13 protein-coding genes are annotated in these 16955 nt (G+C 41.4%); 2 read left to right on the plus strand and 11 right to left on the minus strand.

Annotation, left to right across the window (positions count from 1 at the left end):
- Position 1 precedes the first annotated feature (1 nt).
- Together nirB and AABM38_RS23890 are read right to left on the minus strand one after the other, a co-directional pair.
- Entirely contained in the window at positions 2-2425 is a 2424-nt protein-coding gene (gene nirB / locus AABM38_RS23885) for a nitrite reductase large subunit NirB (RefSeq protein ID WP_423408617.1), read from the minus strand.
- Positions 2426-3056: 631 nt separating this feature from the next.
- Positions 3057-5210 (minus strand): PQQ-dependent dehydrogenase, methanol/ethanol family, encoded by a 2154-nt coding sequence (locus AABM38_RS23890; protein WP_423408618.1) that lies wholly within the window; start codon positions 5208-5210, stop codon positions 3057-3059.
- 300 nt (positions 5211-5510) lie between these two features.
- Between AABM38_RS23890 and AABM38_RS23895 the strand changes: the two genes are divergently transcribed.
- The gene (locus AABM38_RS23895) at positions 5511-6038 is read left to right on the plus strand and encodes a response regulator transcription factor (protein WP_423408619.1); all 528 of its coding nucleotides are present in this window, start codon (positions 5511-5513) and stop codon (positions 6036-6038) included.
- A 209-nt stretch (positions 6039-6247) separates the two neighbouring features.
- Positions 6248-7840 (plus strand): M2 family metallopeptidase, encoded by a 1593-nt coding sequence (locus tag AABM38_RS23900; protein WP_423408620.1) that lies wholly within the window; start codon positions 6248-6250, stop codon positions 7838-7840.
- Between the two features lie 146 nt (positions 7841-7986).
- Here the strand turns inward: AABM38_RS23900 and AABM38_RS23905 are convergent, their stop codons facing one another.
- From AABM38_RS23905 to yycF, 9 genes are all read right to left on the minus strand, one after another.
- Positions 7987-8463, minus strand: coding sequence for a hypothetical protein (locus tag AABM38_RS23905; protein WP_423408621.1), 477 nt, complete (start codon positions 8461-8463; stop codon positions 7987-7989).
- Positions 8464-8809: 346 nt separating this feature from the next.
- Positions 8810-9289: a 23S rRNA (pseudouridine(1915)-N(3))-methyltransferase RlmH gene (rlmH, locus tag AABM38_RS23910; protein ID WP_423408622.1), complete on the minus strand. Its 480-nt coding sequence runs from the start codon at positions 9287-9289 to the stop codon at positions 8810-8812.
- Positions 9290-9389: 100 nt separating this feature from the next.
- Positions 9390-9551, minus strand: coding sequence for a CxxH/CxxC protein (locus AABM38_RS23915; RefSeq protein WP_423408623.1), 162 nt, complete (start codon positions 9549-9551; stop codon positions 9390-9392).
- 131 nt (positions 9552-9682) lie between these two features.
- Positions 9683-10912 (minus strand): S1C family serine protease, encoded by a 1230-nt coding sequence (locus AABM38_RS23920; protein WP_423408624.1) that lies wholly within the window; start codon positions 10910-10912, stop codon positions 9683-9685.
- Positions 10913-11176: 264 nt separating this feature from the next.
- A complete protein-coding gene (locus AABM38_RS23925; RefSeq protein WP_423408625.1) occupies positions 11177-11971 on the minus strand; it encodes an MBL fold metallo-hydrolase in 795 nt (264 codons plus the stop codon).
- Positions 11972-11976: 5 nt separating this feature from the next.
- Complete coding sequence (locus AABM38_RS23930) at positions 11977-12771, minus strand: two-component system regulatory protein YycI (RefSeq protein WP_335375915.1); 795 nt, start codon at positions 12769-12771, stop codon at positions 11977-11979.
- Complete coding sequence (locus AABM38_RS23935; protein WP_423408626.1) at positions 12758-14074, minus strand: YycH family regulatory protein; 1317 nt, start codon at positions 14072-14074, stop codon at positions 12758-12760. Before AABM38_RS23935 ends, AABM38_RS23930 begins: the two co-directional genes overlap by 14 nt.
- Positions 14071-15897 carry a cell wall metabolism sensor histidine kinase WalK gene (walK, locus tag AABM38_RS23940; protein WP_423408627.1) on the minus strand — a complete coding sequence of 609 codons (1827 nt, stop codon included), beginning with the start codon at positions 15895-15897 and terminating at the stop codon, positions 14071-14073. Before walK ends, AABM38_RS23935 begins: the two co-directional genes overlap by 4 nt.
- A gap of 9 nt (positions 15898-15906) precedes the next feature.
- Entirely contained in the window at positions 15907-16617 is a 711-nt protein-coding gene (gene yycF / locus AABM38_RS23945; RefSeq protein ID WP_207501537.1) for a response regulator YycF, read from the minus strand.
- Between the last annotated feature and the right edge of the window lie 338 nt (positions 16618-16955).

The raw sequence follows: 16955 nt of genomic DNA on the forward strand, positions 1-16955 counted from the left end.
CCTATTCAACTGTCACTTTTCTTGTCTGGTAGTATTTATCTTTAATTTCCACTTTCTCGATTGCTTCTTGCCATGGCTCGATGTATCTTTCGAGCGTCTTATCCAGCCTTGCATTCAGCTCATTCCTTGTTTTGGCGTCTTCCAGGACCGCTTTGATATGTTCAAGTCCCAACCTTTCCAGCCATGGAGCTGTCCTTTCAAGGTAGGCAGCCGTCTCCCGATAATATTGGAGGTAAGCACCAGTGATCTCGATTGCTTCTTCCCCCGTTTTGACGGTCATCAGCAGGTCTGCGGCTCTCAGGTCGGTACCGCCGTTGCCGCCGACATAGATTTCCCAGCCGCCGTCGACCCCGACAAAGCCGATATCCTTAATGCCTGATTCCGCGCAGTTCCGCGGGCATGCGGACACGCCCATTTTCACTTTGTGTGGCGTATCAAGTCGTTCGAATTTTTTCTCTAGTTCGATGCCAAGTCCCATTGAATCCTGGGTGCCATAGCGGCAGAACTTTGCCCCGACACAGGTTTTGACGGTACGGAGTGTTTTTCCGTATGCATAGCCTGAAGGCATTCCGAGTTCTTCCCACATCGCCGGCAGGTCTTCGTTTTTCACTCCAAAAAGTCCGATCCGCTGCCCGCCAGTCAATTTGACGAGCGGAACATCGTATTTTTCCGCAACCTCTGCGATTTTTTTCAGGTCTGCTGCAGTTGTAACTCCTCCGTACATCCTTGGCACCACTGAATAGGTACCATCCTTCTGAATGTTGGCGTGCATCTTTTCATTGACCAGCCTTGAGTCGCGCTCATCCTTGTAGCCATCGAAATGGATCATTCCGAGATAGTAGTTGATCGCCGGGCGGCATTTGGAGCAGCCTTCTTCCTGCTTCCAGCCAAGGACATTCATGACTTCCCTTACATTTGTCAGCCCTTTCGCCTTTATTTCCGCCACTACTTCGTCCCTGCTCATCGCTGTACAGCCGCAAATGGCTGCTTTTTTAGATGATGTATCGTACTGGTCGCCAATCGTATTGGCAAGAATATCAGAGATCAAGGATTTACAGCGTCCGCATGAACGACCGGCGTTCGTGCAGGCTCCGACTTCATCAACTGTTGTGAGTTCGTTCGTGCGTATCGCTTCAACGATCGTTCCTTTTGAGACACCATTGCATCCGCACACCAGTTCATCGTCTGCCATCGCGGCAACATCGCTGGTATCTCCGCCGCCGCAGCCTCCCGCTTCAAGGATGGACACGCTCGTCATGCCGCTGACGTCCTCTTTTTTGGTCAGCATCCTGAACAGGCGGTTGCTGTCCTTCGTATCCCCGTACAGGACAATACCGGCAATGCGGTTATCGCGAATAACGATTTTCTTGTAGACCCCGTCAAATTCGTTATGGACCTTGATTGATTTTGTTCCCGGATCATCGCCTATTTCTCCGGCGGAGAATAGGTCGCAGCCTGAAACCTTCAGCTGGGTACCGCAAATGGTTCCTTCATATGGAGCGGTTTCCACTCCAGCAAGATTCGCCGCCAGTACCTTTCCCTGTTCGTATAATGGCGCAACAAGGCCATAGACGATTTCTCTGTGTTCTGCGCATTCTCCAACAGCATAAATATTCGGGATGTCTGTTTCCATATAATCATTGACAACAATACCGCGATTCACGTAAATTCCGCTATCCTTGGCAAGCTGGACATTCGGGCGGATGCCCACGGCCATGACAACAAGATCGGCTGCCACTTCGGAGCCATCCGCAAACCGGAGCCCTGTTACCCGTTCATCGCCGAGGATTTCAGCGGTCTGCTTCTCAAGCAGGAAGTTCATCCCTTGGGTTTCCAATTCTTTTCTCAGCATTTCAGAAGCAGTGGCATCCAATTGCCTTTCCATCAAGTATGGCATGAGGTGGACGACATCCACTTCCATCCCCAGATTGAGGAGGCCTCTTGCTGCTTCCAATCCAAGGAGACCGCCCCCGATGACAACCGCCTTCTTGTATTCATAAGAATCTTTGATCATCATTTCACAATCATATATATCACGAAAACCGACGACCCCTTTTTTATCAGCACCAGGCACTGGTAAAATAAATGAACTGGAACCAGTCGCGATGATCAATTCGTCATATTCAGCAACCCTGCCCGCACTTGAAATCACCTGTTTATTTTCCTTGTCTATTTTTACGATTCCTTCGCCGACATAAAGTTTTATACCATTGTTTTTATACCACACCCAGTCGTTCATTATAATGTCCTCAATACTCTTATCACCCTGCAGGACTGTAGACAACATGATCCGGTTGTAATTCGGATGCGGTTCGTTTCCAAAAATCGTAATCTCGTATGCTTCACGAGAAAGTTTCAACAATTCTTCTATTGTCCTGATTCCTGCCATCCCGTTGCCAACCATGACCAGTTTTTTCTTTTCCATTTTTCGTTCCTCCCACAATTGATCTTATATATGGAGTTTTTGTGATAGATAAAGTTTTCTCTATGTCTAAATTGTAATACTGTTGGAGAATTGAATTTGTGAAGTTCGTCACATTCCACGTGAGTTTGTTCATAGTTTCACAAATACGTCAAATATCAATAGGATTAGAGGAAATGATCATCATCTATATCAGTCTTGCTGTTATTATTAGCTCCCTGGCATACCTGGTTTTAGTAGCCTTTCAAACATTCGAGAAAACAAAGTTCAACAATTGAAACATGCAAGAAAGAGCAACAAGGATACAGAGAAAAACAAATGCTCCTTAAACGATAAACCGACAAACTCCCACCCAATCTGCAACATCTGATGTCTGTTTTCGAAAAGAAGAAAACAGCATTCGCATTCAATACATTGATTCTCTACAAACCCCAGTGACCTCAAAAGTGCAATCAGGGCTAAGCCTGTTGCCGAGCTGAGCAAAAGTTCAAAGCACGACTGTAACCGGAAGGGCAATCCTAGTAAAAAGGACAGGGCAAAATGCCCTGTCCTTTTTAGGTAATATCTCATCATATCTATCAATTTGTACTTTATTACTATTTTTCCTTTGTGGTACCCTGATCACTTTGTTTCGTTATTTATCTTTAGCTATTACCTCAGTAATATAAGCAGCAACATTATTGATTTGCTCCTCGGTCAAAATGTTTTCAAATGCTGGCATGGTCGTTCCGCCCTTTTTCACTCGTTCAATGACTTTTTGAGCATCACCTGTCACATCACTTAATTTAAGGTTAGGACCATTATGTCCGTCTTCCCCACCTTTACCATGACATGCTAAACAATTTCCTTCATATACCTTTTGACCTTCTTCTGCATTAGCAACCACTTCTTTGTCGCTTTCTTCATCTGATTTCGTATCGTCCCCAGCTGCAACTTCCCCTGAAGCAATATCTCCTTCAAGAGCAAAGGTCCATAAGGAATCCCCATGTTTAGAACCTGCTAATGAGTTACCTGCAACAAGTACGGATATATATTGTACACCGTCCACTTCATAGGTGACAGGAGGTGCATTAACTCCTGCATCTGTTTGAAATTCCCAAACCTGATCACCGGTTTTAGCATCGAAAGCGATGAGTCTTCCATCATTATGTCCAACAAAAACTAATCCACCTTTAGTGGTTAAGACTCCACTGTAGGCCATAGCATCCCATACCTGCTGCCAAACGATTTTGTTCGTTTTGACATCTAGGGCGGTGATCGTCCCTCTAACGGGTGCTTCATTCACAGGGGCTATAATACTCCCAATGTACATTTCACCTTCTTCATATTCCTCTTCACTTCTAGTGAAATTCATATACATATCAGTTCCGAGGACATAAAACAATTCAGTCTCCGGGTTATAGGCAGATGGCGGCCAATTAGCCCCTCCAAATGCAGATGGTTTTAACAGTAGAGCTTCATTCCAAAATGGGTCAAATATCTTTCCATATGTTCCTCCATACTTAGGCAGATCCTTTTCTACATCCTCTTTGGTTACAATTTGAGGAACAAAGGAATCCCCGACAGGAATCGGCTGAGTAGGAGAAGTCGCTTGTCTTTCATCTTGTGGTACAGGAGTTTCATTAATACCAATCAACGGCTCCCCGTTGGTCCGGTCTAAGAAGTAGACCCAACCGGTTTTACCTGCTTGACCAAGAGCCTTTTTTTCCTTTCCATCAATCGTTACATCAAAAAGAACGACCGGATTTGGTGCGTCCAAATCCCAAATATCATGATGCACTTCTTGGAAATGCCATTTATAAGCGCCTGTTTCTGCATCAATAGCTACTATGGAGGCAGCGAATAAATTATCTCCTTTTCTTGTACTTCCATCTAAATCAGGTGCTGCGTTTCCTGTTGAGAAATAAAGGGTTCCCAATTCAGGATCAACCGCTGGAGTTTGCCAGACTGGCGCCCCACCCCGTTTCCAGGAATCATTATCACTTGGCCATGAATCATATCCAATATCCCCAGGTCCTGGAATCGTATAAAACCTCCAAAGCTCTTTTCCAGTCTTAGCGTCAAAGGCAGTAAGTCTTCCACGAATACCATATTCACCGCCTGCTAAACCAGTATATACTTTGCCATTATAATAAAGCGGTGCACTTGTGATGGTGTAACCTTTTTTCCAATCTTCAACCGCTGTCTCCCACACAATCTCACCCGTTTTTTGATCGAGTGCTACTAACCTCGCATCTAATAATCCTACATAAACGAGCCCATCTCCAATCCCAACACCTCGACTCGTCCATCCACAACAGACTGTTTCCAATGGTGGAAGCTCAGGTTTGTATGTCCAAAGAACTTCACCCGTTTTTACATCTAGTGCAGAAACTTCATGGGCACCTGTATTGACATACATAACACCGTTATAGACAATCGGACTGGACTCACCAGAGTATTTAAATTCCAGACCAGAACCAAGATGTGTTACCCATTTTCCTTTTAAATTTGCCACGTTAGATGTATTGATTTCGTCTAGCATAGAGTATCGTTGATTATAAACACTCCCGCCATTTGCGAACCAATTCTCATTTGGCACTGATGTCAAATCTGCTCCAGTAAAGGCTGGTGCAATTGGATCTAAAACTTCAGGTTTAGAATCGGTTTCATTTTCAGTCGTTTCAGTACCAGGTACATCTCCTGATACATTAACAGCTTTATTTTCGATTCTAACGGTCATCAACACCATAAATACTAAAGTAATGATTAGAAATGCACCTATAATAAACGGCCTATTCTTCCCCATACTTTTCACCCTCTCTTTTGGAAATTTTTAATATTTCGAACCTCTAAAGACTATCTTAATCGTATAATTTTATATATAATTTGAATATTCCCAATTATCTACGTGACTTTTCCCCCAAAAGGAGATGATAAAATGGTCCCACCCTATACCTTTATGAGCCAACTGATTAAATTAGAGGATATAAGCAGTCATGAAGAAAAGTTGTATAAAATTCTAGAAATATACATGTCAACCTATCCCGTTCTGAATTCGTTTTTGTTTCGATTTTCTCCATTAGGCTACCTTGGAGAAGGAATAATCATGATGAATCAAAATGGTCTGGTATACATTAGTGAAATTCGGGACGATATACGGACTTTGCCCATTATTTACTCCTCTATCCTCGAAAGAAAAGCAAAATATTGCTATGGGTTGGAATACTTGAAACAAACTAGCAGTAAGTACATCGTAACTTCTAGAATTAACTCCATGGTGGTAGTTCCAATTTGTTATAGTTCAGCCGTCATTGGTTATATATGTACAAATGAATTTACGAAAGATGCTGTAATAGATGAAGAGATTCTTTCATCTCTCACCCAATTCGGAAGACTGGTAGGAAAGTATTTGGAAAAAACGAATCGAATGGAGGACAGTCAAGTATTAAGTAAAAGAGAATTAGAGGTGATGAGAAAAATATCTTGGGGAGAGAGCACAAAGGAAATGGCAGAATTAATGGATATTAGCGAATTAACCGTCAAACAATATGTTAAATCAGCAATGAAAAAGCTTGGTGCTCATAATCGTTCTCATGCCGTGGGAGAACTTTTGCGAAGGGGGATTATATCTTAGTCTCATTCATAGGTACTAACGAAGAATTTCTGATGAACGTTGTAGTCCTGATCATCGTGATAAATCGGCCTGATACCATTGCAAATCATATTTTGACACCATACTTTGTTAAAAGTTTTTATAAGCTTTTAAAGGTTTAAGAATATCTTTAAAGAACTCTTAATAATGATACTATTATGCTGCTTAAATATTGAAAGGTAGTGATACATATGGAAACACTGCAAATATTTTTAAAAGAGATCAATGACCAGATGCAAGGATTATATAAAGATGGGACTCAATCAAGCTGGATGGCCCAAACTACTGGAGACCCTGAGTGGGCTGCTAAATTAAGTGAAGCAGAAACTCGATACAATCTTTTATTCTCTTCAAAAGATACATACGAGAAAACAAAGCAATTTTTAGCAACGGAAAACTTAACGGAGATCGAAAAACGTCAGCTTCAGCTTCTGCTAAGCGAAATGGAAGGTAACCAACTTCCTGAAGATGTGATTGCTGATTTATCCAAACGCTCTTCTGAACTAAATTTATTATTTAACACATACTCACCTGAAGTGGAAGGCAAAAAGTATTCTGCCAATGATATTCGAGAGATATTGGTTAATAGTGATGACCAAGAATTACGCAAGAAAGTATGGTTTGCAAGTAAGGAAGTTGGTAAAGTCGTAGAAAAAGACTTGCTTGAGCTTGTGAAGAAGCGCAATGAAGCTGCACAACTTCTTGGTTATGATAACCATCATCAAATGGGCTTCGCTCTTCAGGAACTTGACCGTGACGAGGTATTCGCTATTTTCAACGAACTTATTGATCAATCGGATGAAGCCTACCGCTTGATGAAAAAAGAACTAGATGAACGTTTAGCAACTAGATTTGGGATTAATCCAGAGGATATACGCCCTTGGCATTATGTCGATCCCTTTTTCCAAGAGGCACCACCATCTGATTCAACCAATCTAGATCCTATTTACCAAGGGAAGGATATTGTCCAAATCACAACAGATACGTTTAGCTCAATGGGAATCGAAATTGATGACCTATATGCAAAAAGCGATTTGTTCCCTAGAGAAAAGAAAAACCCGACAGCCTTTTGCACGGATATTGACCGCGAAGGAGATGTTCGTGTCCTTTGCAACTTAGCGGAAGATGCCTATTGGATGGAAACGAACCTGCATGAGTTTGGCCATGCAGCATATTTCAAATATATAGACTCCAGCCTTCCATTCGGATTACGTACAGTAAGTCATACCTTAACAACCGAAGCGATCGCGATGTTATTTGGAAAAATGGGCAAAGACCCTCGTTGGTTAAAGCGCTTCTTACAGGTTGATGAAGCAACAGTTAATGGTCTTGCTCCTGAATTAGAAAAGTACCAACAGTTACAAATGCTTATTGCAGCAAGATGGATTATTACCTTTGTATTTTTTGAAAAAGAACTGTACGAAAATCCGGATCAAGATTTAAACGCTTTATGGTGGAAAACAGTAAATGAAGTTCAGCTAGTCACTCCTCCTGATGAAACGGATAATCCCGATTGGGCTGCAAAAATTCATTTTACACTCGCACCTGTTTATTACCAAAATTATTTACTTGGAGAATTAATGGCTGCACAACTTCTTCGTCATATTGAAACGAAGATTTCTCCTGAATTTTTCACAAAAGAAACGGGAGAAATGCTCATCAACCAATTCTTTAAACCAGCCGCCCTTTATGACTGGAATGAAAAAATCAGCCGTGTAACCGGTGAAAAGTTAAACCCTGCACACTTTGTTGATGTTTATTGCAAAGCTCAGGTGAAAAGTTAATTAATAAAAGGATAGCCAGGACTATATGGTCTAAGCTATCCTTTTTCTATTAGTTTGCTTATTGATTTTTTAAGTCGATTCCGAAGGATGACTTAGAACAAAATAAAATGAACTTAGCGCTTAACTAAGTTCATTAAATACTTAACTTAATCCTTTTTGCAAGAAATGTTATTTTCTATTTCCTCAGCTGTAAAGACTACATCAATTATCTGTTCATTACTATCATTTCCTTCAGCTGAACCACTAACTTTTCCTTCTAAAACATAAGTGCAAAATCCCACACCAGGTCTATCGAAAGCAGTAAAGGTAGTTGTTACAAAGTCAATATTTGTATCAAGTACATTAATTACCACCACTTCCGGTGTAACTCGTCTAATTTGGTATTCGAGTCTTTGTGCTAGCGGGTCAGAAACTGATGATCCCAGGTTATTTGCTTCAATTGTTGCTATAAATCTTACTGTGTCCAGAGGATCGTCGATAGCAACAGTTAATGTTGAAAGAGTCGTAAAATCAGCTCCTCCCGTGGACGGCAATTCAGGAAGTGGTGCAGCGTTAGTCCCTACTACAAACTGATGTAATAATCCAGAACCACATTTAGCAGGATGTTTCTTATTTTTACTCATTTTTCCACAACCTTTCTTTTAAAGATATTACAGTCTATGAAGCTGCCAAACAAAAGCTTGGACAGGTCCCCATTTGAAAAAAATTTCAAAATGAAAAAAAGGAGGTAGCAAATGCGCTCCCCCTGAATTCGTAACCCACCGTTCACGGAGGGTATCAATTATCACTTTAGTAGCATTTTTTCAAACAGTGTGTTGCGGTCCTATTTTTCCGAGCTAGAGATTATACAAAGAGGTTACCTAAAACGATATGTCATTATCAATTTATTCAGAAACTAAACTTTACGTCAATCTGGGATACTTACATGTTCAGTTCACACTCTAATATAGATAACACCCTATTTTTTCGTTATTTATGATAAGGTTCACCCCGATTTATCCTGTAAGCCCGATAAATCTGCTCAACCAAAATCAGCCTCATCAGCTGGTGCGGAAAGGTCATCTTCGAAAAGCTCAGCTGCTCGTCTGACCTTTTCAGGACTTCATCACTAAGACCAAGGGATCCGCCAATCACGAAAGCTACTTTGCTTTTGCCATAGGTGGCCAGCTTATCGAGGCTGTCTGCGAGTTCTTCTGATGACTTAAGCTTTCCGTTTATAGCTAGAGCTATGACATAGGCATCTGGATTAATTTTCGCCAGAATCCGTTCTCCTTCTTTTTGCTTTACCTGAACCCTTTCTGTTTCACTTAATTCCTCTGGCGCTTTTTCGTCTGACACTTCAATTACATCGACTTTTGCATAGCTACCAAGGCGCTTTAAGTATTCTTCTATCCCTTGTTTCAGGTATTTTTCTTTCAACTTGCCAACCGTCACGATTGAGATATTCACAATCATCCCCACTTTACAAACAAATTACAAACAGTTTACAAACAAGATATCCACAGAAGTTATCCACATATTCACATCACAATCCACATTTAGTAGGCGATCATTCGTTCGCTACAATATATACAGCAGGTTGTCCACAGTATCCACAAGAAAACCCAGAGTTGTCCACAGCCTCTAGCTTCTCTAATTGTGGTGCTGTTTCATACTCATCCACTGCTTCATCAAGTGCTAATTCTACATGTTCACTGCAGCAATACTTCATTTTTCCAAATCCCTTCAAGACTTTTTTATATTTTTATCATTAGCCAAAAAAGCAAATTTAAATTATCCACAGTCCATTTTAACACAAAAAACAGGAAGCATTTTGCTTCCTGTTCATCTATCCACAAGCCGTTACAATGTTTCTCCTCCTAATTTTAATGTTGTTTCCTGAAGCTTGCCACTGCGGTAAAACTTAACCTTCAATTCATCGCCGACCTTCTTTTGATTGTAAAGGTGCTTTCGCAAATCGACAGCATCGCGAATTTCTTTCCCATCCATTTCGACAATGACATCCAGCTCCTTCAAGCCTGCTTTATCAGCAGCAGAGTTAGGCTGGACTCTCCTGATCGCAACACCATAAGTCACATCTTTTGGAAGCTTTAATGTATTCTGCTGATGATTAGAAGAAATCTCGTTTACAGATGCTAACTCTACACCCATTACCGGACGCTTAACTTCACCTGTCTTTTCTAAATCATCAATAATAGGAGACGCATAGTTAATCGGGATAGAAAGCCCGATTCCTTCAACCGCATTTTGGGCGATTTTCATCGAGTTTATGCCGATGACCTGTCCTTCTATATTGATTAATGCCCCTCCGCTGTTACCGGGGTTGATTGCGGCATCTGTCTGCAGGACCTCTGCCTGCCAGTCTGGAGTTCCATCCTGATTGATATCCACTGGAATTGCCCGCTCTGTGCCGGAAATAATGCCTTGAGTAACAGATCCTGAGAAAGTTAGTCCAAGGGGATTGCCGATTGCTATTACCGGTTCACCTGGCTTAAGCTTGTCAGAGTTGCCGAATTCAGCAACGACCTTAATTTTATCAGCAGGTACCTCAAGTACAGCAAGGTCTGTCCAAATATCACTTCCAAGTAGCTTTGCGGGAATTTTTGTCCCATCGCTAAGACTGACTTCTAGCTCAGTGGCATCAGCAACCACGTGGTGATTCGTCACGATATAGGCTTTATCCCCGGCCTTTTTATAAACAACGCCTGAACCTGTACCCCCTGATTCCTGTGTCTGTCCCCAGAAATTCGTGCTTTGCTGGATATTCGTTATGCCGACTACAGCATCACCGGCTTTGTCGACAGCTTTAGTAATTCCTGAATAAACATCGATGGAAACATTCCTAGTGGAAGTAGTACCGTCCTCAGAGGCCTTTTCTTTATCTGTTACTGCTGCTTGATTGCTAGGTTCAATTTTATAAGGAAGTACATCTAATTTAGACAAGGTCGGGATTGTGAAAATAACCAATAATGCCCCAATAATTGCACCTAACAGGCTGGCTAAAAAAGTTCCGCTCCTTCTGCCGCTTTGCGGTTTGTACCGGCTTTGATGATCGTCATCATAATACCCCAATGTCCACCCATCCTTTCACTGAACAAAATATCTGTTTAGAAACGCTTATACAAATTATTATACTACCAGTGTTTCCAATTACTAAATGATAAGCACATACTATTAAACTACATACAAATTGGCTGTTTTCATTACCTTTTTGCTTTTGAAGAGTGATTTTTCAGCGATATTTTCAAAAACAGCATTCTTTTAGAAAAGAACAAACAAAAAAGGAGTAAAAGCATCCTTTTAACAGATACCTTTACTCCTTCATCATTAAACATATTAAATTGCAGTCAGCGCAGTCGGAGTCTTCGGATCTGTATCGATCAAATCGAATTGTTCTCCTACAATGATTCCGCGGCTTTCCAATGTCTGAGCGACGGACATCCTTGCAAGCTCCTTCATATTGTTATCTAAGCTTAAGTGGGCAAGATAAATCTGTTTTGTGTTATCGCCTGCGACTTCGCTCATTGCAACAGCTGCGTCTTCATTCGATACATGGCCGTAATCACTCAGGATACGGCGTTTAACACTCCATGGATACCTTCCCATTCTCAGCATCTGAACATCATGATTGCTCTCGAATACATAGGCATCTGCATTGGAGATGATGCCTTTCATCCTGTCGCTTACATAGCCTGTATCCGTGATCAGCACCAATTTCTTGCCGTCTTTATGGAACACATAAAACATCGGCTCGGCAGCGTCATGTGACACCCCAAAGGATTCAATATCCAAGCCCCCGAAGGATTTTACGGTTTCCATATCAAAGCTGAACTTCTGGTCTAGCGGGACTTCCCCAATCAAGCCATCCATCGCTTTCCATGTTTTTTCATTCGCATAGATCGGCAGCTTATATTTACGGGCAACGATTCCTATGCCTTTTATATGATCGCTATGTTCATGCGTCACAAATATTCCAGAGAGGTCTTTCATATCGCGGCCAATTTGCTTAAATAAAGCCTCCATTTGCTTGCCGCTCAATCCGGCATCAACTAAAAAGGATTGGCCCTCCGTCTCCACATAGATCGCATTTCCCGTACTCCCACTGGCGAGAACACTAAAATGCAATGTCATATCTCTCACTCCGTTGTTTGATTTTCACCATCAGTCAATGGAATAACCCTTCCTTCAAATGCATGGACAAAAAGGTTCTCCTTGCCGTCCACGACAAGCCTCCACGTTGGCGTTACCACATGCGAGGCCGTCAGTGAGACGAGTGTCGAGTATCCCAGTTCAACTTTGGTAATTTCGCTTTTCGGCTTCAGCAGCCCCTTTTTATAAAGAGTTTCCATCGCTCTTAATGGTGTCAGCAATTCCTCTTCATCTGAAAGCTTCTCATCAATGACTTCCAAATAGGTCTGTCTATATGAAACCACTTCATTATTTGCATTAAAATACAAGATCAATCTCGCATTGCTGTTATAGTAAAAAGTTTTATTATCATACTGCTGGTAATAAGTGATGGTCTTGGTTTCGTCATCCTTTTTCCAAAACTTATACTGTTCTCCAGAAAAGATATTCGACTTAATGAATCCGGAGAGTTCCGCCGGTTCAAATTTACTTGAAAGCTTGATTGGCTTTGCAAGCTTCGCTTCGATAGCGGTCCCATCACCAAGATTGATAACCTGTCCCTTTGTTTTATCCAGTTCTTCATTCTTAAACACTTTTGTCCTGACACTGATATAACGTTCCTTCTTTGTTTCAGGAAGTTCAGGATATCGAATGGAGTCATTCTTAAGCTTTTCTTCCAGAGAAGCCTCTTTAATGATTTCATACTGTGCGGCATCCCTTGTGTTCAGAAATTGATAAACCAGATAAATATTGAGGACGAGGAATGTCAGAATAAAGATTGTTTTAATTCTACTCCAATCCATTCTTCAGTCCCTCCTCCCAGACCAGTTCGTGCCATTCTTGTTCATATTGATAAAACCAGCCTGGCTCTAATAAGATTAAAGGCGAATCCCCTGGTCCCTGCGTCATATAGTAACCTGGCATAAGATTACCAAGCAAATCAGGATTGAAATCCTTCCTTTTCTCTAAAAGTTCCAGCGCTTTCTGGCCAGACGGAAGCTTTTTCGTTTTCACATCCGGATTCAATGGCAATTCCAAATGAAATCCTGGACGAATGTATCTGCTTATCTCTAATTGGCCCCACTGCTGTTCAATTTCAGACATCCCCATTTGGTTAAAAATAGGATAGCCTTCCTTGCTGTATAACCTGAAAAGGACTCTCTGGTTAAAATCATCCTTGTACACATAACGGTATGCTTCTGTCCAGCCGCCATGACTGTTTACAAATTCGATACTCTTTTGAAGAACATTGCTCGTTCCAATCACAGATTCACGATCGCGGATTGGGTTCACATAATAAATCATATTCGTCTGGCTATCAACCGTCATTTTACTGGCATCATCCGTATACTCTTCACCATAATCAGATACACTTCTTTGGACAAAACTTGGATCCTTGAAAAGCGCTTCTTTGAACTTCTCGGAGTCCAGCGGATTTTGATAATACGTGTATTTAACCATGTCGATTGGATCAGATGGCAAATAGATTCGCTTAATATCAGAAATATCATGCTCGAAATATGGTGTCAGCCTGCCCGCATTTCTATAATAATTAGCTGCAAAATCATTAATGAATGAAGGATTTACATTGCTTTCATAGACTTGCTGATTCCTCTGTGAATAAAAATAAATGATTCCTTCTTGCTTCTGCTGGGTTTCTGTTTTTATGATAATGCGGTCAAAATCAAATTTCGGCAAGTCTTTATCATCGATATTCAAGACTCTTTTATATAGTTCGATCGGGACTTCATCTGGAAAAATAATCTCTGTGTTTGCTCCCTGGGCAATTCGGTCATTGAAGTCAGTAATTCGCCCCGGATATTTTTTTACATCGTAAAATTTCCACTTCGTAATGACATTCATGATTTTATCTATATGGTCATTATCAATGGCACCATATTGTTTTCCTTCAACATGGTATATGACCTGGTGGGGCTTTACGATTTTTCTTATTTCCTTTTGGGTGGCAATGCTTACCTCATTGACGGTCTTTTGATTGCCAACACTTTCATAGTTCGGCTGGTAAGTCCAAATATTCCAGGTCAATATACCGCTGAGAAGGACAAGAACAGTTAAGATTGCTGTTTTTATGTTTTCATATGTCATGACCAATCATCCTCTACACTCCGGTCATAAGGAAGGGTGAAATAGATTGTTGTCCCTTTTCCTTCCACACTATCTGCCCAAATTCTTCCCCCATGGGCATTAACCATTTCCTTCGCAATCGCCAGTCCCAGTCCTGTTCCTCCCAGTTTACGTGTCCTGGCTTTATCCACGCGATAGAAACGGTCAAATATTTTATCAAGATTATCCTTAGGAATTCCTACGCCTTCGTCAGAGATGCTGATGGTGATTTTATCTTCCATTTCTTTCGTCCGGAAAGTGATTGTCCCACCTTCTGGCGAATACTTCATGGCATTTGAAATGATATTGTAAAGGACCTGCGTAATCTTGTCCTCATCCACTTCTACAAACATCGCGTCTTCCGGAATCTCCCTGACGAACGTGACGTTTTGGTTTTTTGTCATTTCAAACCTGTCAATAATGCGGTTGAAAAAGACCGGAAAGTTCACCCATTCCCTGGAAAGACGATAATCGACACTGTCCATTTTGGAAAGCTGAAGCAAATCATTAACAAGACGGATCATCCGCTCAGTTTCAGTCTGGGTGATATCAAGGAAATTAGGCGCAATTTCTTCGTCCTTCCAAGCTCCTTCCGCCAATGCGTCCAAATAACTTCGCATCGTCGTTAATGGTGTCCGCAGCTCGTGAGAAACGTTTGCAACGAATTCGCGTCTCTCCAGATCAATTTTTTCCTGTTCCGTTATATCATACAGAACGGCAATCAAACCATTCACAAAGCCACTTTCCTTTTGGATAATCGAAAAGTTTGCCCGTAAAATAAACGGCTTGCTTTTTGTACTGTAATCAAGGACGATTGAGTCTTTTTCCTGGAGGAGATCTTCAAATGTATAATTTTCATCAAGCCCAAGTACAGAAACGATCGGCTGCGAAAGAACTGTTTCACGTGAAACACCAAGCATTTGCGCTGCTGGCTCATTAATCAGGATAATCCGTCCTTTACGGTCAGTTGAAATGACACCATCGGTCATATAAGAGATAACAGAAGATAGCTTCCTCTTCTCTCCCTCCGTCGTAGCCTGTGCTTCCTGAAGCTTTTTGGTCAAATTGTTGAAGGTAATCGCCAGCTGACCAATTTCATCATAACCGTATACCTTGACCTTCCGTGAAAAGTTCCCTCGTGTCATCGCCAAAGCTTGTTTACGCATATCCGAGATCGGCCTGGTGATTGTCTGGGCAAGCAGGACACCAAGTATGGCAGTGAAAAGAAGCGCAATCGCTGTTCCAGTGGCCAGGATTTTATTAATATCCTTCATCTGAGTGAATATATTTTCGACTCTTGCTACTAAGTAGACAGCACCGATCGCTTCATTGTTATGCATAATTGGAGTTGAGAGGACCCACACCCTCTTGCCTGACTTATTATCCATCTGGATGACATCCTCATCTTCTTCAAAGACGATGGACCGCTTTATTTTCAGGTCAGTTGTCCTTTGCCCAACAAGCCCCTGATTCGTGAGGCTGGAGGTTCCGAGGATTTTAAAGCTTCCGCCATCAATGACCCTTATTTCAGAAATATCCGAGGTTTTATAGCCCTTTAAAATCTCTTTGATGGCTTCTTCCTTTGTCGGATCCTCTTTCCCTCGTTCCTTGAGAAGTTCTTCCTGAATATCATAGACTAACAGGTCGACACGAGACTTAACTGAATCCTGATAGTTGGTCATCAAGGTTGTTTCTAGCTTGCGAACAAAATATACACCTATTATTTGCATGGCAACTAATATAAGCAATACATAGATAATCACAAATTTAAGATGAATGGACCGAAAAAAACCTACTTTCTTCATCCTCGCTCCTTACTCCTGCTCAGAGTTTCTCAAATAGTAGCCTACTCCTCGTCTTGTCACGATCCATGTCGGATGACTAGGGTTATCTTCTATTTTCTCACGGAGTCGCCTTACCGTAACATCCACCGTACGGACATCTCCATAATAGTCATAGCCCCAGACAGTCTGAAGCAGGTGTTCCCTCGTCATGACTTGTCCAATATGCTTCGCCAGGTAGTGAAGCAATTCGAATTCGCGGTGCGTCAATTCAATGGTTTCGCCTCTTTTAGAAACAACATAGGCATCCGGATGGATCGTAAGTGAACCAACTGTAATCTCATTGGATTCCTCTTCTTGATCAGCCTGTATAGCAATTTGCTGGTGCCGGCGCAGGTTAGCTTTTACCCTGGCAATTAATTCCCTTGTGCTGAATGGCTTGGTTACATAATCATCCGCACCAAGTTCAAGTCCTAAAACCTTATCAATTTCAGAGTCTTTAGCCGTCAGCATGATGATCGGCATTTCATATTTCTTACGGACCTCACGGCATACTTCCATGCCATCACGCATTGGCAGCATAATATCAAGCAAGATTAAATCCGGCTGGATTTCCTCTACCATTTCAATTGCCTGGTTTCCATCATAAGCGCAATAAACATCATAGCCTTCTTTTTTCAAGTTGAACTGTAAAATATCTGCAATTGGTTTTTCGTCATCTACAACCAAGATTTTTTTCTCCATACCAATTCTCCTTTTTTAGCCAAAATAAATCCCTGTATAAATTTTTGTTCACTTTATGGCCTGTATCTTTCAATCACAGGCTTTCTAATCAACATAGCCTTCTTTATAATAATCCTATCTTATCTATTTTACTTTAAATCAGCAAAAAACTGAATTTATCTGTTATATAACTTCTCTTCTTCTCTTCCCAATTGTACCAATCCTGCCCATTATAAGAAAAGCGCAAGCGCCTTGGTCAGCCCCGAAGTGAAATTTATACATTCTTCTCTTTTAATAAAAACTGCCTAAATGAATGAAAAAAGTCTCTAGGTGGTCTAGAGACTTCTTTCTATATAAGT

Origin of the sequence: Heyndrickxia sp. MSNUG, assembly GCF_049532715.1 — a bacterium.
Lineage (GTDB): Bacteria > Bacillota > Bacilli > Bacillales > Cytobacillaceae > Mesobacillus.